The 18,882-nt window shown below is 70.8% G+C and carries 15 protein-coding genes; 11 read left to right on the top strand and 4 right to left on the bottom strand.

Features of this window, described 5'->3' with window-relative positions; translation table 11 throughout:
* Positions 1-83: 83 nt before the first annotated feature.
* From G4D86_RS15940 to G4D86_RS15915, 6 genes are all read left to right on the top strand, one after another.
* Positions 84-2,222 (top strand): TonB-dependent receptor plug domain-containing protein, encoded by a 2,139-nt coding sequence (locus G4D86_RS15940; RefSeq protein ID WP_163994488.1) that lies wholly within the window; start codon positions 84-86, stop codon positions 2,220-2,222.
* 142 nt (positions 2,223-2,364) lie between these two features.
* A complete protein-coding gene (locus G4D86_RS15935; RefSeq protein WP_163994486.1) occupies positions 2,365-6,984 on the top strand; it encodes a CARDB domain-containing protein in 4,620 nt (1,539 codons plus the stop codon).
* Between the two features lie 156 nt (positions 6,985-7,140).
* Positions 7,141-7,719 (top strand): TetR/AcrR family transcriptional regulator, encoded by a 579-nt coding sequence (locus G4D86_RS15930; protein WP_163994483.1) that lies wholly within the window; start codon positions 7,141-7,143, stop codon positions 7,717-7,719.
* 102 nt (positions 7,720-7,821) lie between these two features.
* Positions 7,822-8,703 carry an alpha/beta fold hydrolase gene (locus tag G4D86_RS15925; RefSeq protein ID WP_163994481.1) on the top strand — a complete coding sequence of 294 codons (882 nt, stop codon included), beginning with the start codon at positions 7,822-7,824 and terminating at the stop codon, positions 8,701-8,703.
* Between the two features lie 286 nt (positions 8,704-8,989).
* On the top strand, positions 8,990-9,454 hold the full coding sequence (locus tag G4D86_RS52900; protein WP_240360276.1) for a hypothetical protein: 465 nt from the start codon (positions 8,990-8,992) through the stop codon (positions 9,452-9,454).
* Positions 9,455-9,467: 13 nt separating this feature from the next.
* The gene (locus tag G4D86_RS15915) at positions 9,468-9,848 is read left to right on the top strand and encodes a hypothetical protein (protein WP_163994478.1); all 381 of its coding nucleotides are present in this window, start codon (positions 9,468-9,470) and stop codon (positions 9,846-9,848) included.
* 21 nt (positions 9,849-9,869) lie between these two features.
* On the opposite strand, the gene G4D86_RS15910 is transcribed toward G4D86_RS15915, so the two are convergent.
* The 3 genes from G4D86_RS15910 to G4D86_RS15900 form a co-directional block, all read right to left on the bottom strand.
* Positions 9,870-11,858, bottom strand: coding sequence for a DNA repair helicase YoaA (locus tag G4D86_RS15910; protein WP_163994475.1), 1,989 nt, complete (start codon positions 11,856-11,858; stop codon positions 9,870-9,872).
* A gap of 158 nt (positions 11,859-12,016) precedes the next feature.
* Entirely contained in the window at positions 12,017-12,784 is a 768-nt protein-coding gene (locus G4D86_RS15905) for a hypothetical protein (protein WP_163994473.1), read from the bottom strand.
* Positions 12,781-13,776 (bottom strand): site-2 protease family protein, encoded by a 996-nt coding sequence (locus G4D86_RS15900; RefSeq protein ID WP_163994469.1) that lies wholly within the window; start codon positions 13,774-13,776, stop codon positions 12,781-12,783. The genes G4D86_RS15905 and G4D86_RS15900 overlap by 4 nt, the downstream gene beginning before the upstream one ends.
* Before the next feature lie 210 nt (positions 13,777-13,986).
* On the opposite strand from G4D86_RS15900, the gene G4D86_RS15895 reads away from it, so the two are divergent.
* From G4D86_RS15895 to G4D86_RS15885, 3 genes are all read left to right on the top strand, one after another.
* Positions 13,987-14,334, top strand: a complete 348-nt coding sequence (locus G4D86_RS15895; RefSeq protein ID WP_163994466.1) for a hypothetical protein — start codon at positions 13,987-13,989, stop codon at positions 14,332-14,334.
* Positions 14,335-14,434: 100 nt separating this feature from the next.
* Entirely contained in the window at positions 14,435-15,232 is a 798-nt protein-coding gene (locus G4D86_RS15890; RefSeq protein ID WP_163994463.1) for a hypothetical protein, read from the top strand.
* Between the two features lie 48 nt (positions 15,233-15,280).
* Complete coding sequence (locus tag G4D86_RS15885; RefSeq protein ID WP_163994460.1) at positions 15,281-15,988, top strand: HAD family hydrolase; 708 nt, start codon at positions 15,281-15,283, stop codon at positions 15,986-15,988.
* Positions 15,989-16,073: 85 nt separating this feature from the next.
* Here G4D86_RS15885 and G4D86_RS15880 read toward each other — a convergent pair whose 3' ends face one another.
* Positions 16,074-16,535: a transcriptional regulator gene (locus tag G4D86_RS15880; RefSeq protein ID WP_163994457.1), complete on the bottom strand. Its 462-nt coding sequence runs from the start codon at positions 16,533-16,535 to the stop codon at positions 16,074-16,076.
* 262 nt (positions 16,536-16,797) lie between these two features.
* Here G4D86_RS15880 and G4D86_RS15875 point away from each other — a divergent pair, with 262 nt between their 5' ends.
* Positions 16,798-17,664, top strand: a complete 867-nt coding sequence (locus tag G4D86_RS15875; protein WP_163994454.1) for a calcium-binding protein — start codon at positions 16,798-16,800, stop codon at positions 17,662-17,664.
* 171 nt (positions 17,665-17,835) lie between these two features.
* Positions 17,836-18,825, top strand: a complete 990-nt coding sequence (locus G4D86_RS15870) for a lipid kinase (RefSeq protein WP_205519589.1) — start codon at positions 17,836-17,838, stop codon at positions 18,823-18,825.
* Positions 18,826-18,882: the final 57 nt, after the last annotated feature.

The raw sequence follows: 18,882 nt of genomic DNA, 5'->3' as shown, positions 1-18,882 counted from the left end.
CACCAGACGGTGAAACTTCTGGTGCTTCGGACCTGACAACTCATCGCGTGCCCGCATGGTCGGCCATCCACTAGAGCAACCTGATGCCAGCACCGAGCGTTGCGTCCGAGCCTGAGTCCTGCCCCCGAAGTCTCGTCGCATCCCGGAGACGCCTCCCGTGGGTGACGCTCCTCTCGCTGTGTCTCTCGACGGCAGCCGGAGCCCAGGCTCCCGACGGTGGCGTTCCCGCAGAGGAAGGACCGCCCCCCGCCGGCACGGTCATCACGGGCACCCGCCTTCCCCGCCCCATCCGCGACGTGCCCGCCACCACGGTGGTGATACCTCGCGCGGAAATCGAGCGCAGTCCCACGCTCACGCAGGATGCGCTCGTCCGCACCCTGCCCTCCGCCGCCACGTTCCGTCGCACGCCCAGCCTCGTCTCCGACCCCACGGCCCAGGGCATCAACCTCCGCGGCCTCGCGCCTTCGGGCGTCGCGCGCAGCCTCGTCCTCCTGGACGGCATCCCCGTGAATGACCCCTTCGGCGGCTGGGTCTTCTGGCGCTCGCTGCCCCGGCTCGGACTGGAGCGCATCGAGGTCGTCCCCAGCGGCGGCTCCGCCCTCTACGGCAGCGGCGCGCTCGGCGGCGTCGTACAGCTCATCTCCCGTCCCATCGCCGGCCCCGACCTCGCGGCGGACCTCGCCTTCGGCAACCTGGACACCGGCTTCTTCGCCGCTCGGGGCGCCGACTCCTGGGGCGCCGTCCGGGCCTCGCTGGAGACGGAGGTGCTCACCAGCGACGGCTATCCCCTCGTCGTCGCCCCGCAGCGAGGCCCCATCGACACGGCCACGCCCAGCAACCACGCCGTGCTCAACGGCCGCGTGGAGTCGGACGTCTCCGACGCGCTCTCCCTCTCCGCCCGCGCCGGCCTCTTCCGGGAGAACCAGAACGGCGGCACCCGTTTCACCACCGCTCGCGTGGAGCTGGCGCACTTCGGCGCGGGCGCGCGGCTGCGCACGGAAGCACGCGGCACCTTCGCCCTGGACCTCTACGGCCGCATCCAGCGCTTCGAGCAACAACGCGCGCGCGTGGCCCAGGACCGCTCCAGCGAAACGACCGCCGCCTCGCAAGACGTGCCCGCCGATGACCAGGGCCTCTCACTCGTCTGGACGGCCCCGTCGACGACGTGGGGCGGCACGCACGGCTTCACCGCCGGACTCGACGCGCGGCGCATGGCCGGCACCTCCGAGGAGCACCTCTTCCCGCCCGAGCCCACGCCCGCGTCTACCCTGCTCCGCGCCGCGGGCGGCACCCAGCTCTCCGGCGGCGGCTTCGTCCAGGACCTCTACACCGTGTCCCCCGCGCTGGAGCTGTCCGCCGCGCTCCGCCTGGACCTCTGGCGCAACACGCAGGGCGAGCAGCGCGTGGAGCGCGCCAGCGGCGCCGTGGAGACCACCCCCTTCGACAGCCGCACCGAGCAGCAGCTCAGCCCTCGACTGGGCCTGCGGCTGCGGCCCGCGAAGTGGCTCGCCCTGCGTGCCTCCGGCTACCGCGCCTTCCGAGCCCCCACGCTCAACGAGCTGTACCGCCCCTTCCAGGTGGGCACCGTGCTCACCGCCGCCAACGCGTCCCTGCGCGCGGAGCGACTCTGGGGCGCCGAGGCGGGCCTCGAGGCCGAGTCTCCCCGGGGCCTCACCGCGCGCGTCACCGGCTTCTGGAACGTGCTCGACGACGCCATCACCAACGTCACCCTCGCCGAGCCGCTGCCGGATGGCGCCACGCGCCGACGAGAGAATCTGGGCCGCGCGCGCGTGCGCGGCGTGGAGGCGGGCCTGGACTGGCGGCTGTCACGTCAGTGGACGGCGCTGCTCGCGTACACCTTCGTGGACCCCACCGTCACCCTCGCGCCGGGGCAACCGGAGCTGGTGGGCAAGCAGCTCGCGCAGGACCCGCGGCACCGAGGCACGGCCATCTTCACCTTCGACGAGCCGTCCCTCTTCACCACCACGGTGCAGCTGCGCGTCACCGGCCCCCAGTACGAGGACGACCTCAACGAGCGCGGCATGGGCGGCTATGCCGTGGTGGACGTGGCCGCCAGCCGCCACCTCTTCTGGAAGCTGGACCTCTTCGCCGCGGTGGAGAACCTCTTCGACCGCGAGTACCTCGCGGGTCGTGCCGGCGTGGACACGCTCGGCCCACCCCTGATGGCGCGCGTGGGACTGCGGCTGCGCGGCGTGCCCTGAGTCCCGCTCGCCCCGCCCCTGCACGGATGTCTCCCTCGTCCTGTAGAAGGGCCTTCCTGCCAGCCATCGCCGACACAACCCGGCGCGGAAGGCGGGACGGTCAGGCCACGCGCATGTGGCCATGGCAGAGGACGGGAGACATATGAGACACGCATTCAATCGGGCGGTCCTGAGCGCGCTGGCGCTGGGGACCGTCGTGGCATGTAACGCGGACAGGGCTCCGGAGGCGGAGCCGCGGGAAGTGAAGCAGGGGCTGCTGGACGGGCCGGACCTGGTGGTGACGGCGCTGAGCGCGCCGCCCAGCGCGACGCCCTTCACCGGGTTCCCGGTGACGGCGACGGTCTGCAACCAGGGGAACGTGGGCGCCAACGCGGAGGTGCTCCTGGTGCTGTCCGCGGACAGCGACCTCTCCGTGATGGCGGACCTGCAGATTGGCAACCTGTCCCTCGGCTACCTGTCCCCGGGCGCCTGCGCGACCTCGACCGCCGTGGCGAGCGCCACGCAGGGCCGGTGGTACGTCGGGGCCTTCGCGGACCCGAATGGCCTCCAGTCCGAGACCGACGAAGGCAACAACACGCGGCTCAGCGCGCCCCTGGGCGTCGGCTACGGGCCGGACTTCATCGTCACCGGCGTGACGGGCCCTGCCAGCGCGCAGCCGGGCACCTCCTTCACCGCGTCCGTGACGGTCTGCAACCAGGGCACCCAGGCCGACGGCACCACGGTGGAGCTCTACCTGTCCGCCGACGCCATCCTCCAGCCGGGCCCCGGGTCGCCGGACACGCTCGTGGCCGGAGCGATGGTGGACACCCTCAACCCGGGCCAGTGCACCACCGTGCCGATGACGGGGTATGCGACCCCGCCCCCGCCGGGCACCGAGGGCCCCTATCGCCTGGGCGCGGTGGTGGACCCCGCCAACACCCGCCTCGAGCTCCTCGAGGACAACAACGCGAACGCGGACTTCGTGCTGGGCCTGGGCAACCGGGCCGACTTCGTCGTCACCGACGTGAAGGGCCCCGCCAGCGTGCTGTCCGGCCAGGCCCTCACGGCGCAGGTGACGGTCTGCAACCAGGGCACCCAGGCCGACAGCACCGACGTGGGCGTCTTCCTGTCCGCCGACGCCATCATCCATCCGCCCACCGGGCCGGGGCCCATCGAGGACAGCGTCGTGGGCATGGCCCCCGTGGGCCTCCTCAACCCGGGCCAGTGCGTCACCGTGCCCGTGTCCGGCAATGCGTACCTGCCCCCGCCGGGGACCGAGGGCGCCTGGTACCTGGGCGCCTTCGTGGACCCCGGCAACACCCGCATCGAGCTCCTCGAGGACAACAACACCGGGCCCGTGCGCGCACTCGGCGTGGGCAACCAGCCCGACTTCGTCGTCACCTCCGTGAAGGGCCCCGCCAGCGTGCGGCCCGGTGACCCGTTCACCGCGCAGGTGACGGTCTGCAACCAGGGCACGCAGCCCGGCGACACCGACGTGGTCCTTCTGCTGTCCGCCGACACCGTCATGCGCCCGCCCACCGGCTCGACGCCGCCGGAGGACACCATCGCGGGCGCGACGTTCCTGGGCCCCCTCGCCCCGGGCCAGTGCACCACCCTGCCCCTGTCGGGCACCGCGTACCTGCCGCCGCCGGGCTTCGAGGGCGCGTGGCATCTGGGCGCCGTCGTGGACCCCATGAAGAACCGCGCGGAGCTCCTCGAGGACAACAACGCGAACGCGGGCTACGTGCTGGGCGTGGGCAACTGGCCCGACTTCGTCGTCACCTCCGTCAAGGGCCCCGCCAGCGTGGTGCCCGGCCAGCCCCTCACGGCGCAGGTGACGGTGTGCAACCAGGGCACGCTGGCCGACAGCACGGACGTGGGTCTCATCCTGTCCGCCGACGCCACCATCCGCGCGAGCACCGGTCCCGGCTCGGTGGAGGACTCCGCCGTGGGCTTCGCGCCCGTGGGCACCCTCAACCCGGGCCAGTGCGCCACCGTGTCCCTGTCCGGCAACGCGTATCCGCCCCCGCCGGGCGCGGAGGGTGCGTACTTCCTGGGCGCCATCGTGGACCCCGGCAACACCCGCCTCGAGCTCCTCGAGGACAACAACACGAACGCCGGCTCCGTGCTGGGCGTGGGCAGCCGCCCCGACTTCGTCGTCACCTCCGTGAAGGGCCCGCCGAGCGTGCTGTCCGGCCAGTTCCTCACGGCGCAGGTGACGGTGTGCAACCAGGGCACCCAGTCCGGTGACAGCGACGTGGGCGTCATCCTGTCCGCGGACACCACCCTCCGGACGAGCACCGGCCCCGGGCCCATGGAGGATGTCCCCGTGGGCTTCGCGCCCGTGGGCACGCTCAACCCGGGCCAGTGCCGCACCCTGTCCGTGTCCGGCAGCGCGTACCCGCCTCCGCCGGCCACCGACGGCGCGTACCGCCTGGGCGCGGTGGTGGACCCCGCCAACAACCGCGTCGAGCTCATCGAGGACAACAACGCGAACGCGGACTTCGTGCTCGGCGTGGGCAGCCGCGCCGACTTCATCGTCACCGCGGTGAAGGGCCCGCCCAGCGTGATGTCCGGCCAGTCCCTCACCGCGCAGGTGACGGTGTGCAACCAGGGCACCCAGGCCGACAGCACCGACGTGGGCGTCTTCCTGTCCGCCGACGCCACCATCGTCCCGAGCACCGGCCCGTGGCCGGGGGAGGATGCCTCCGTGGGCTTCGCGACCGTGGGCCCCCTCAACCCGGGCCAGTGCGCCACCGTGCCGGTGACGGGCTTCGCGTCCCTGCCCCCTCCCGGCACCGAGGGCGCATACCGCCTGGGCGCCTTCGTGGACCCGAACCGGCAGCGCATCGAGCTGCAGGAGGACAACAACGCGAACGCCGGCTCCGTGCTGGGCGTGGGCAACCGGGCCGACTTCATCGTCACCTCGGTGAAGGGCCCCGCCAGCGTGGTGCCCGGACAGTCCCTCAGCGCGGTGGTGACGGTGTGCAACCAGGGCACCCGGGGGGACGGTGTGGAGGTGGAGCTCTATCTGTCCGCGGATGCCATCATCCGTCCCATGACGGGGCAGCCGCCGCCTCCGGAGGACATGCGCGTGGGGAACGCGGCCTCCCTGGGATTCCTCAACCCGGGTCAGTGCGTCGCCGTGCCCATCTCCGGCACCGCGTACCCGCCCGCGCCGGGCGGCGAAGGCGTGTACTTCCTGGGCGCGGTGGTGGACCCTGGCAACAGCCGCGTCGAGCTCATCGAGGACAACAACACCCATTCCGGCTACGTGCTGGGCGTGGGCAGCCGGCCGGACTTCGTCGTCACCGACGTCACCGGTCCCTCCAGCGCGGCCTCGGGTCAGAGCGTCACGGCGCAGGTGACGGTGTGCAACCAGGGCACGCAGTCCGGCGGCAGCAATGTGACGGTCTTCCTGTCCGCGGATGACCTCATCGGCGTGCCCGGTCCTTCCGGGAGCGACGTGGACGCCATCGTGGGCAAGGGCACCGTGGGCACCCTCGCCCCGGGCCAGTGCACCACCGTGCCGGTGACGGGCCCCGCGTATCCTCCGGGTGCCAGCGGCGCGTACTTCCTGGGCGCGATGGTGGAGCCCAACAACGAGCTCAACACCGCCAACAACACGTCCTCCGGCTACCGGCTGGGCGTGGGCACGCTGCCCGACTTCGTCGTCACCGCCGTCACCGGCCCCGACAGCGTCGCGAAGGGCGCCACGTTCACCGCCGACTTCACGGTGTGCAACCGCGGCCGGAGTTCCCAGACGGCGAACGTGAGCGTGTACCTGTCCGCGGACGGCACCATCCGCGTGCCGGCCCCGCCCCAGCCCGCCGAGGACTTCCTGCTGGCCACGGTGACGAACATCGGCGTGAGCGTCGGCGCCTGCGTCAACCGCTCGGTGAGCGTGACGCTCCCGTCAGTGCCGGAAGGCGGCTACACGCTGGGCGCGGTGGTGGACCCGGCCAACCTCCGGCCCGAGCTCATCGAGGACAACAACACGCTGGCCGGCAACCGGCTCGGCGTGGGTGACGGGCCGGACTTCGTCATCACCTCCGTCACCAGCCAGGAGATGACCGTCAGGCCGGGGCTGAGCTTCCCCACCACCACCACCGTCTGCAACCGGGGCCGGCTCGGCGGACTCGTGGACGTGGACCTCTACCTCTTCGCGAGCCCCGCCATCGCCGGCACGCAGGCGCCTGCGCCCCCCGAGGCCTTCTCCGTGGGCCGCACGACGGGCATCTCGCTCGCCGCCGGGGCCTGCCTCACTCGCACGGTCATCGGGACGGTCCCTGGCCAGACTCCGCCGGGCACCTTCTTCCTGGGCGCGGTGGCGGATGCGCTCAAGGTCCGCGCGGAGCTCATCGAGGACAACAACGTGCTGACGGGCAGCCGCATCGGCGTGGGCACCGGGCCGGAGCTCGTCGTCACCAGTGCGACAGGGCCCTCCAGCGTGCGGCTCGGCGCGACGTTCACCGCCAGCGTCGCCGTGTGCAACCGCGGCACGTTCACCGCTACCACGGACGTGGACCTCTTCCTGTCCGCGGACACCACCATCCGCCTGCCCACGCCCCCCCGCGCGCCCGAGGACACCTTCCTCGGCACGGTGCCGGGGGTGTCGCTCGCCGCCGGCCAGTGCGCCACGCGCTCGCTCTCGGTGAGGGCCACCGTGCCGTCCACCGGCGGCTACTACGTGGGCGCCGCCGTGGACCCGCGCTTCACCATCGTGGAGTTCTTCGAGGACAACAACACGCTGGCGTGGGGCTTCATCTCCGTCACGCCCTGAGCCGGCGCCCGCCTCTTATGCACCTCGGCCCGGCCCGCGGCGTTCGCAGTCCAGGAACGCCGCGCGCGCCGGGCGCGCTGTCAACGAAGGGTGCGCGCCCGCCTGACGCCGTGGGAAGCGTTTCCCACCTTCCGCGACGTGATAGGTACCGGGACCGTGCCCCGCCCCAAGCTGCACAGCGACGAAGCCATTCTCGATGCCACCATGGAGGTGCTGCTGCGTCGCGGGCCGGCCGAGTTCACCCTGAATGACGTGGCCATCGAGCTGGGCATGTCCCGCGCCGCGCTCATCCAGCGCTTCAAGAACAAGGACACGCTGTACCTGCGGGCCATGGAGCGCTCCGGAGAACAGCGACGCGACTACCTCGCGAGCATGCCCGTGGAGGTCGGCGCGCGGGGGCTCTGGCGCTTCCTGACGGAGATCATCTCGGGGATGGGCGCGGGGGAGGGACTCGACAGCTACCTGCTCCTCGCCTGGCAGGACCTGCGGGACACCACCCTGCGGCGCATGGCCCTCGAGCGCAACCTCATGGTCCGCGAGGCCATCGCCGCCCGCCTTCCCCAGAGCGCGGAGCGGGATGAGGTGGCCGCCGTGCTCCAGGACGTCATCGCCGGGGCGACGATGCAGTGGATGGTGGAGCGCAAGCCCTCGCTCACCCGCTACGTGCTGGAGCGCCTGCGCCGGGTGCTCCGCCTGCTGTTCCCTCGGGAGTCCTTCCCGCTTCCGAAGTCCTGAGCGCCCGCACGGGGTCGGGCGTCCTCCACCCGCGACTTGTTTATAACCGTCGCGTCGGTTATCAATCTGCCAATCAGCCTCCCACGTGGGAAAGGAGCGCGAATGGCCGAGCGCGTGATTGAGACCCGGGGCATCCGCCTCTGTACGGAGACCTTCGGCTCACCGGGCGACCCACCCATTCTCCTGGTGATGGGTGCGATGTCGTCGATGAAGTGGTGGCCCGACCCGCTGGTCGACATGCTGGTCGCGGCGGGACGGTACGTCATCCGCTATGACCATCGCGACATGGGCGGCTCCACGACGTATCCCCCGGGGGCTCCGGGCTATACCGTCGACGACCTCGCGGAGGATGTCATCGCCGTGCTGGACGGCCATGGCCTCGCGCGAGCGCATCTCGTCGGGATGTCGCTCGGGGGGATGCTCTCGCAAATCGTGGCGTTGAAGGCTCCGGAGCGGGTCCTCTCCCTCACCCTCATCTGCGCGGAGTTCCTCGGCGACCTGGACTTCACGCCTCCGCCCCTCTCCCCGGCGCTGCTCGCGCACTTCGGGACCGCGGCCACGCTGGACTGGAGCGACGAGGCCGCCGTGCTCGACTTCATGGTGGAGGCGGGGCGGCTGAACGCCAGCGGGCGCAGGCCCTACGACGCGGCCCTCGCGCGCCGCGTGGCGGCCGGGGAGTTCCGTCGCTCGTCCCGCCTCCAGAGCATGCTGAACTACACGCTCCTCACCGGCGGCCAGCAGTGGTACGGCCGGACGCATGAGCTCCGAGCCCCCCTGCTCGTCATCCACGGCGCGCTGGACCCCGTCGTCGCCTACGCGCACGGCGTGGCCCTGAGCCGGGCGGTCGCGGGCGCGCGGTTGGTGACACTCGAGGACGCGGGACACGAGCTGCACGAGGCGGACTGGCCCACCATCGCCGGAGCCATCACCGACCATACCGGGGCCGCGAAGGGCAGCCGGTCGTGCAGTCCACCGCTTTCGTAGGCTGCGCTGAACGGCGAACCCTGAGACGGCGTCAGGCAGCGGTTCATCCCGTACTGGATTTACAACATACTCCCCATGTTGGAGCCGCCTCCCCTTCACTTCAACACACAAGAAACCCAGACAGGACTTCAGCGGCATCGACAAGGACATCGAGTCATTTCTCAGCAAACAAGGCGGCGGAGCACCAGCTCCGAGCGATTCAGCACCGCCACGGCGAGGCCGAACTTCAGGGCGAACCGTTACAGATGAGCGTGCCCACGCCTCAATGCCCTTTAGAGGAGCACCGATGAAGGTTCTGACTCTCTTCATATTCGTGGCGGTGGCCAGCCTCGGTTGCAGTCATGCGCAACCCCAGGTGAAACGCCAGATTCATGTGATTTCGGATGATGTCTCTGGCATTGGCGGCTCAGGTGGGGACGACTGCAACCAGGAACAGGTTGACTGCTTCGAGAACTGCTGGAACGCCCCTGATCGCCCATATCCCTACGTCAAGCGTGACGAGTGGTATTACAAGTACTGCACGAAGAAGTGCCGCGAGGAATATTTTGAATGCATCAAAGAGAGGGGACCGATGACCACGGGAGCACCCAAGCTGACTTTCACAAGCATGGACTCAGCGCTGAACTGGCTTGGAGCGCATAAGACCGAACTCATCATCGGCACGGTGGTTGTCGTCGCTGGCGTATCATTCGTCATCGCCACCGGCGGAAGCGGAGCGTTGATCCTCGCCCCAGCCGCGCTCGCGCTCTAGCCCTGGAGCAGCCATGAAATACGACCATCACTTTGATGTGGACGCGACCCTCCGCACTCTCGAGTCCATCAGCCATGGATTTCGAGAGGGGTCGTCAGAGGAGGCGTCACTCCGGGCCGCCGCAACGGCCCTGGTCTACGTGCGTGAACTCGGCAAGCTCGACGATTACCGCGAATTCTTCCGGCAGATTACGACTCCAGCAATCGAGAGCGTAAAGGCTTCCCACGAATTCGGAACGCGCGAGGAGGCCGAGGAATGGCTCAAAGGGGCCAATGTCCCCGACGGTGAACTCGTCAGCATCGAAGGCAAAGGCTACCAGGTCGTGAACCTGCCCCAAGGTGCTCGATTCCTCAGGAACCCACTCCCGCGAGAACTGGAAGAAAATCTCGACTGATTCGAACCCGAAGGGCCCTCTTCAGCGAATCGTGCGCACCGGCCGCACCGGGCCGTTGAACCAGCGGCTCAGCTCCACCACGTCGTCCACGCGGCGCGCGGGCGGCAGGCTGGAGAGGAAGACGCGGCCGTAGCCCTTCGTCACGATGCGCCTGTCGAGCATGGCGACGATGCCCCGGTCCGCCTGCGTGCGGATGAGCCGCCCGAAGCCCTGCCGCAGCGCGAGCGCCGCCTGCGGCAGCTGGTACTGCTCGAAGGGCTCCTCGCCCCGCTGCTGAATCTGGTTGATGCGCGCCGCCACCAGCGGGTCTCCCGGTGACGCGAAGGGCAGCCGGTCGATGATGACCAGGCTCAGCGCGTCGCCCGGCACGTCCACGCCCTCCCAGAAGCTGTGCGCGGCGAAGAGCACGCTCGGCGTCTCGCGGAAGGACTCCAAGAGCTGCTGCTTGGGCCGCTCGCCCTGGAGCAGCGCCTGGTAGGGCAGCCGCCCCGCCGTCAGCTCGTACGCGCGCACCATGTTGCGCAGCGACGTGAAGAGCACGAAGGCGCGGCCTCCGGTCACCTCGCACAGCTTGAGGATTTCCTCCGCCGCCTCCTCGATGAAGCCGGGGGCCGCCGGGTCCGGCAGGTGCGTGGGCGTGTACAGCGCCGCCTGCGTGGGGAAGTCGAACGGGCTGGGCACCGCCAGCGTGCGCACCTGCGTCACCGGCTGCCCGTCCTCGCCGTACAGCCCCATGCGCTTGGCGAAGAAGTCGAAGCGGCTGTCCGCCGCCAGCGTCGCGGACGTGTACACCACCGTGTCGAGCGCGCCGTACATCCGCTCGCGCAGCTCCTTCGCCACGTCGATGGGGCTGGCGCGCAGGAAGAGGCCCTTGCCGCGCTGCTCCGCCCAGTAGACGTGGTCCACCGACTCGGCCTTCTCCAGGAAGCCGAGCTGCTCATCCAGCTCGTCGGCGCGGCGGGTGAGCGCCGCCAGCTCCGGCTCGCGCTCGCCCACGGTGAAGGAGGACAGCGCGCCCAGCGACTCGCGCACGCCCTCCACCGCGGTGGACAGCTTCCCCATCGTCTCCGGCTTGAGCGCCACGGAGGACTCGAGCCCGGACAGGCCCAGCGCCCGGGGCGCCTGCGCGTAGAGGGCCTCCGCGCTGCTGCGCAGCCGCGCCGACAGCGCGCGCAGCATGGCGTGGCGCGAGTCGTCGTCCTTCAGCGCCGCGACGGCGTCCCGCGCCAGCTCCTCCAGCCGGTAGTTGGAGACGCTGACGCCGAAGTGGCCGCTGGCCGCGTCCTCCAGCGCGTGCGCCTCGTCGAAGATGACGGCGTCGTACCAGGGCAGCACGCCCTCGTTGCGCTTGCCGGAGCTGCGCAGCGACAGGTCCGCGAAGAAGAGGTGGTGGTTCACCACCAGCAGGTCCGCGCTCTCCGCGCGCTTGCGCATGCGCGTGACGTGGCAGTTCTCGTACAGCGGGCACTTCGTGCCCATGCACGTCTCGGACGTGGTGGACAGGCGGGACCAGGCGCTGAAGGACTCGGGCAGGTCCAGCTCCGCGCGGTCTCCCGTCTCCGTCGCGTCCGCCCACTTCTTCAGCTTCGGCCAGAGGCGGGACTCCTCGCGCGAGGAGAACTGCGGGTCCTTGGAGAAGGCGTCGTAGCGGTGCAGGCAGAGGTAGTTGCTGCGGCCCTTGAGGTACGCGGCCTCGAAGTGCAGCCCCATCTTCTCCCGCATCAGCGGCAAGTCTTTGAAGAAGATCTGGTCCTGCAGCGTCTTCGTCGCGGTGGACACCACCACCTTGCGCCCCGACAGCAGCGCGGGGACCAGGTAGGCGAGCGTCTTGCCCGTGCCCGTCCCGGCCTCGGCCAGCAGGTAGCTGCGCTCGTTGAAGGCGCGCTCCACGGCGCGCGCCATCTGGAGCTGCTCGGGGCGGTGCTCGTACGCGGGCAGCGCCATTTCGAGCGCCCCTCCGGGACCGAGGAGGCTGTCGACGGTGTGGGACGTGGACCTGGGGAGCGACATGGCACCGGAGGAGGACGGAGGCGGCCGGACAAGATAGCAGCGAGCCCCGTTTCAGGCGCGTTTCCGTCCTCCTTCCGCCCCGTTCCACTGTACGGCCGGCCGCTCCACGGGGAAGCACCCGCCTTGGCGGAGTGCCAGGGAGCCGCCGTGTCGGCGGCTCAGCCCTCCGCCATCAGCGCGCGCAGGTTCTGGAACACGAGCACGGCCAGCACCAGCACCACCAGGAACAGCACCCCCATGCCGAGGGTCTTCATGCGCTTCTGGATGTCGGAGGGCCCGGAGGACACCTCGGCCGTCGCGGGCACCACCAGGGTGGCGCGCCGCACCAGCTCGTCACGGCCGCGCTGGGCCATGACGTCGTCCGGCGCCCGCGCCAGCCGCAGCCGGTACAGCCGCCCCAGCATGGCCAGCTCGCCGCGCCCCATGGCCAGCGTCATCAACCGGTCGTGCGCCTCCCAGTCGTCCCAGTGCTCGGCCGCCAGGGACTGCCACGCCTCCGCCAGCACTTCCGACGGGCGGTGCTCGTCCGGGGTGAAGTTCACATAGACGAGCCCGCACTGCGCGCAGGACTCCGCGTCCTCGCGCCGCGGCGCCACGCACTTGGGGCAAGCGCCCGGGGGCGCCTCGAAGAGCGTCTCGCCCGTCAGCGGCACGTCCGCCGTCCGTCCCCGCAGGACGCGCAGCGACGGCGTGCTGGCGCGCGGGGGCAGCGGCGCGCTCATGCCCTGCGAGGGCTCCGGCGGCGGAGGCGCACCCTGGCCCTCTCCGACCAGCGAGGAGCCGCCCATCGCGAAGGACGAGGCCGTGGAGGCACGCGCGCGAGTCTCCGCGCCGCAGCGGTCGCACTTCACCACGAGCACGCCCGCCTCCACCCGGAACACCTCCAGGGGGACGAGCCGCTCGCACGCCTCGCACTGGAACTTCATGACACCACCTGTCTCAAGGGGATGGGCATGGCACAGCCGATGAGGGCCAGCAGGCACAGCGCGCAGATGATTTTACGCGAGAGGCTGAGCGGCTCGCGCGGCTCCACCACCTCCGGGTGCCCGAAACCGACCAGCTTGCTCGTCACCAACAGCCACAGGCCCCAGGACGCGGTGACGAAGACGGTGAGGAACAGCAGCACCAGCGCCACCGCGCGCCCCACCCACCGCGCCCGGTTCCCCATGACGGCGTAGGCCAGGTGCCCACCGTCGAGCTGCCCCACCGGCATCAGGTTGAGCAGCGTCACGAGCAGGCCGAACCAGCCGGCAATCACGACCGGGTGCACCAGCACGTCCTTGCCCTCGGGCACCGGGCCCACCGCCAGCCGGGTGAGGCCCTGCATCAGCAGGCTGTCACCGAAGACGGTGTGCACGCCGCGGATGGCCTCCTCCGGTGCGGGCGGGGCGTGGGTGATTTTCTCCATCACCCAGGCGAACAGCTCCTTCCCGTACGCCCACAGCGAGTCGTCCCCGGGGAAGGCCAGCGGCAGGCTGGGCGCGTCCACCACCGTGGAGTGCGCCAGCCCCCAGAAGAGGATGGGCAGCGCCACCACCAGTCCCGCCAGCGGCCCCGCCGCGCCAATGTCCACCAGCGCGTTGCGGTTCGGAATCCTGTCGCGGATGCGGATGACGGCGCCCAGCGTGCCCACGCCCAGCACCGGCAGTGGGATGAAGTACGGCAGCGACGTGTCCACCCCGTGGATGCGCGCCAGCAGGTAGTGCCCCATCTCGTGCGAGCCCAGGATGGCCAAGAGCGACAGGCTGAACGCCAGCGCGCGCAGGGCCGCGTCGGGCGACACCTCCGACGGCGAGTAGGGCCGCTGGAAGTGGAAGTAGAGGAGGTACGAGGTGAAGGTGGTCCCCACCGTCAACACGAGCAGCAACAGGTGGACCCAGTACCGGGGTGCGGGACGGGCGACGGGGACGGTGTCCATGCGAAGAGAGCCTCGGGGTTGGCTAGCAAGGGGAGGTGTGCATTGCAATGCGCCACTGCCCAGCCCCCGTGGGACACTCTGTCCTGGACGGACCTTGACATGGAGTTGACATCTGGTACGACCCCGGCCGCTTGAGGTTCCAATCGAACGGCCGGGCGCTCTCCAAGGCGCTCAGCCACCGCACAAGCGTCCTTTAGAGAGGGGAAGACCATGAAGAAGTTCGTCCTGTCCGCCATCGCCGCCAGCAGCCTGGTTGCCTGCACCAGCGTTGAGAGCGCCGTCGTCTCCGGTACCGAGATCGCCTCCAACGGAGAGGCCGTTGCCGTCGTCCAGGCCAACGCCCTGGGCCTGACCGCCATCTTCCACATCATCGATATCGTCCAGAGCGACCTGGACACCGTCATCAACAAGCTCCTCATCGCCGAGGCCAAGGCCATGGGCGCCTCCAAGGTCGAGCTGCTGACGGCCGGCACCACGCCCCGCCACGGCATCTACGCCCTGGCCGGCACCATCATCGGCGTGACCTCGTCCAGCGCGACGGGCGTGGCGGTCAAGTAGTCCACACCCTCCGCGAAAGCGGTCGGTACGCGGGAGGCCCCCTGGCGACAGGCGGGCCTCCTTGCTTTTCTGGCACTCCCCTCTTCTTCCCGGCCCTCCCATGCGCGCCCGCCTCCTCTTGCCCTGTGTCCTCCTGGCCCTCGCCGGCTGCTCCCGGAAGAGCGAGGACACCAACCTCGCCACCGAGGTGCGGACGCGGCTGGCCGGGCGCGACGCGAAGCTCACCAGCTACCGCATCGCCGGCACGGTGAAGGACGAGGGGCAGGAGGCGGTGACCTTCACCTTCGACTACCGCGCCCCGCAGCGCATGCGCGGCTCGCTGGGCCCGCCGGCCTCGCGCACCTTCTCGTGGGACGGCACGCACCTGTTCCAGCAGGTGGACGGGGAGAAGTCCTTCAGCACCTTCAAGTCGGAGCTGCCCCCGGCGAAGCTGGCCGGCTTCCTCAACCAGACCTTCAGCCCCTTCACGCCGGAGGGCTTCCGCACGCCGCTGCTCTTGCGCAGCGCCACCGCCCGCCGCGCCACGCACCCGCGCGCCCCGGAGGCGGTGGAGCTGGTGCAGACGCTGGAGGGCGAGGCCCTGGGCACGGAGATGGTCTACGTGTTGCGCTGGCCGCGGCTGGACTACCTGGGCAAGCGCACCCGCGCCCCGGACGGCACTCAGGCCGAGGAGCGCGTGGAGGACGAGCACTGCGACAAGGGGCTCGATTTGTGTGTGCCCAAGCGCATCACCCGGTGGCTGGGCGGCAAGCAGGTGGGAGAGACGGTGCTCGGCCGCGTGGAGCTGAACGCTCCGCTGCCCAATGACGCCTTCACCCTGACCGCGCCGGAAGGATACGCGGTGCAGTCGCGGACACTGGTGGAGTCCACTCCCGCCGCGCCGCCCACGGGCGGTTGACCGGCCCTCGCGTCGTCCCCACCTTCGGTGCCGGGAGCAACGGCACTCATGGTTGAAAACGTCATCTTCGATGTGGACGGCACGCTGGTGGACTCGGTGGACGAGCACGCCGAGGCGTGGCGCCGCGCCTTCCTGCACTTCGGTCGGGACATTCCGTTCTCACACGTGCGCAGCCAGATTGGAAAAGGCGCCGACCAGCTCATCCCCGTCTTCTTCAACGACGAGGAGCTGGAGCGCTTCGGGAAGGATTTGGAGGAGTACCGCGGCCAGCTCTTCGTGAAGGAGTTCCTGCCCAAGGTGCGCGCCTTCCCGCGCGTGCGCGAGCTGTTCCAGCGGCTGCGCGCCTCCGGCATCCGCGCCGCCCTGGCCTCCAGCGCCAAGGAGGACGAGCTGAAGCAGTACGTGAAGCTGTGCGGCATCGACGGCCTGTTCGAGGCGAAGACGAGCAAGGACGACGCGGACAAGAGCAAGCCCCACCCGGACATCTTCGAGGCCGCGCTGGAGCGGCTGGGAAAGCCGGAATCGCGCGTCACGGTGGTGGTGGGCGACACGCCCTATGACGCGCTCGCCGCCAACAAGCTGGGCCTGGCCACGGTGGGCGTGCTGGCCGGCGGCTTCTCTCCGGACGACCTGCGCTCCGCGGGCTGCCGCACGCTGGTGAAGGACCCGGCGGAGCTGCTCGCGCGCCTCGAGGCCTCGCACCGCGACTGGCCGTGGAACGAGGCCAGCGCCGCGCAGACGGCCAAGGACGAGTAACGCGCCTCCGAGCGCGGGGCTCGGCGTACGCCGCCGGGCCCCGCGCCCCATCTCCCACACGGGAGATGGGGACGGGGTGGGTGCCCTACTTGCGCGTGCTGCTCCGGCTGCTGCTCTTGCGGCCGCCGCTCCGGCTCCGGCTGGTGGTGCTCTTGCGGGTGCCGCCGCGCGGGGTGGTGCTCTTCTTGGCGCGGCTCGTGGTGGCGCCGCGCTTCGCGGTGGCCCGGCGCGCCGCGGTGCCGCGCACCGTGGTCTTGCCGCCCTTGCGCGTGGAGCGCGTGGCCTTCCGGGTGGCGGCGGCGCGCGCCTTGCCGCCCTTCGCGCCGGCCTTGCGCGCATTCTTCCGCGCGGCGGGACGGCGGCGCGCGGCCTTGGCCTTGCTGCCGGAGCCGCCCTTCATCCCACCACCGGTGAGCTTGTTGACGGTGGCCCAGGCCCGGGCCTCGGCCGTCTTCTCCGACGTGCCCTTCTTCTCGTAGCCCTCCTCGATGTGCTCGGCCATTCGCTTCTGCTTCGACGTGTACTTCGCCTTGCTTCCACGTGCCATGCGTTGCCTCCTGGCAGATGTCGGCGCCGGTGTGGAGCCAGCGTTACCTGCAAGGTGGGCAGCCACCTGCCGTCATGGAAGCGGCCCCCGGGCCACATGTGTCCACCCGGGAACGTCAAGCCCCACATCAGCCCTTGCGGCCGCACCGCGCAGACCCCAGGGGCGCGCGCGGAAATTCCCCCCGCAACTTCTCCGCGGAGGCCGGGTTCAGGAGGAGCGAGGCCGGAACACGCCGCACCTACGAACCTTCTGGAGGAACCCCATGCGCTTCATCTCTTCCCACCGCCGTCTGCTCGCCGCCGCGCTGTGCTTCACCCTGCCCCTGGGCCTCGTCGCCTGTGGGAAGGACGCGGTCGAGGAGGACCTCGCCGTCGGCGAGGCCGCCGCCTTCCTCACCGCCTCCGAGGAGGGAGGCGACATCGGCGGAGAAGCGGTGGCCGACGCGGACACCTCCACGATGCAGTCCATGGCCACGGAGGACGTGGACACCGTCAACCAGGAGCCCACCGACGAGGGCAACCTGTGCGACTTCAGCGCCCGCCGCCAGGAGGTGCTGGAGAAGTACGACGCGGACGGGGACGGCACCCTGAGCCGCGCGGAGCTGGCCGAGCTGAGGGCGGACCTGGGCGAGCGGCGCGACACCGTCCGCCCGCGCCTCGCCCAGCTGCGCCAGCGCGCGCGCAACTGGGCCTTCTGGCGGGTGCGCTGGGCCTTCGACGAGGACGGCAGCGGCTCGCTGTCCGCCGAGGAGCGCACCGCGCTGGTCAACGCCATGGAGGCCCGCTGCGAGCGGCTGCGTGACGAGCGCCTGGAGAAGTTCGACGCCAATGACGACGGCAAGCTGGACGAGTCGGAGCGTCTCGCGGCGCGGCAGGCCGTGCGCGCCCGCTGGCAGCAGAAGCGCCAGGCGCTCCTGGCCCAGTACGACACCAACGGCAACGGCGTGCTGGAAGACGGTGAGCGCCTCGCGCTGCGCCAGGACCGGGTGGCCGCCGCCCAGGCGCGCCGCGCCACGCTGATGGCCACGTACGACACCAACGGCGACGGCACGCTGAGCACCGCGGAGGCCCTGCCGCTGCGCGAGGAAATCCAGCGCCGCATCATCGAAGGCCGCGACGCGGAGGAGTAGCCCCCACGCCGGGCCGCGGCAGCCCGTGAGGATTCCCCCTCGTGCCGTGCCCCCGACCCCCAGGTCGCCCTCCCGGCGTCCTGGGGGTTTCCCTTTCAGACACTTCCGACGCCGCACCGCCCGTACGGACCGCTGGCCCGCCTGCCCCGTCGTGCACAGCTTGAAAGGGTCATGGAAAGAGAGGCCGTCCTGGAACCCGCCCTCATCGAGCCTCCACGTCGCCGGGCCCTGGACGACGGGCCCGCGGTGTTGGTGGTGAACACCCGCTCACGCTCGGGCCGGGAGGCCTTCGAAAAAGCGCGCGCCGCGCTCGCGGACCGGGGCGTCCCGCTGGTGGAGAGCTACGCCCTGTCCAGAACCGAGCGCCTGGAGCACGTGCTGGAGCGGATGACGCAATTGGGCGCGCGCCGCATCCTCGTGGGCGGCGGTGACGGCACGCTGAGCTGCGTGGTGGCGAAGCTGCTGGGCCGGGACGTGACGCTGGGCGTGCTGCCGCTGGGCACGGGCAACGACTTCGCGCGCTCGCTGGGGATTCCCGCGGACGTGGAGGCCGCGTGCGACGTCATCGCCAACGGCTACACGGCGCGCGTGGACGTGGGCCTGGCCAACGGGCGGCCCTTCCTCAACGCGGCCAGCCTGGGCCTGGCCACGGCGATTGCGAAGCGGCTGACCAAGCGCCTCAAGCAGCGCGCGGGGAAGCTGGCCTACCCGGTGGCCGCCGCCGCGGAGGTGAAGGACCTCCAGCACTTCCACGTGCGCATCCAGGCCGACAACGAGGAGCTGGAGCTGGACGCGCTGCAGCTCGTGGTGGGCAACGGCCGCTACCACGGGGCGGGCAACGTGGTGTCCAAGGATTCGCAACTGGATGACAGGCGTCTCCACGTCTACGCCATCACCGCGCCGTCCGCCGCCAATGGCCGCGAGGGCACCGGCCTGGGCCAGTTGCAGGACGTCGCCACGCTGGCGCGCGTGGCGCTGTCACTGCGCTCCGGCGAGCACGAGGACCACCCGGCCGTCACGTCGCTGCGAGCGGTCCGCCTCTACGTGGAGGCCGACCCCGTCCAGGAGGTGAACGCGGACGGAGAGCTCGTCGGCCACACGCCCATGCGCTTCGAGGTGGCCCCGGCGGCGCTGCGCGTCTACGCGCCCGCCCCATCCTGAATTTCGATTCAGGTCCTGTCTGGCCTAGGCTGGGGCCATCCGCGGCGGCCTCCCCTC

The sequence above is a fragment of the Pyxidicoccus caerfyrddinensis genome (assembly GCF_010894405.1).
In the GTDB taxonomy this organism is placed as follows: domain Bacteria; phylum Myxococcota; class Myxococcia; order Myxococcales; family Myxococcaceae; genus Myxococcus; species Myxococcus caerfyrddinensis.
Note: the sequence above shows the minus strand (reverse complement) of the source record. Positions and strands in the feature narration are given on the sequence as shown.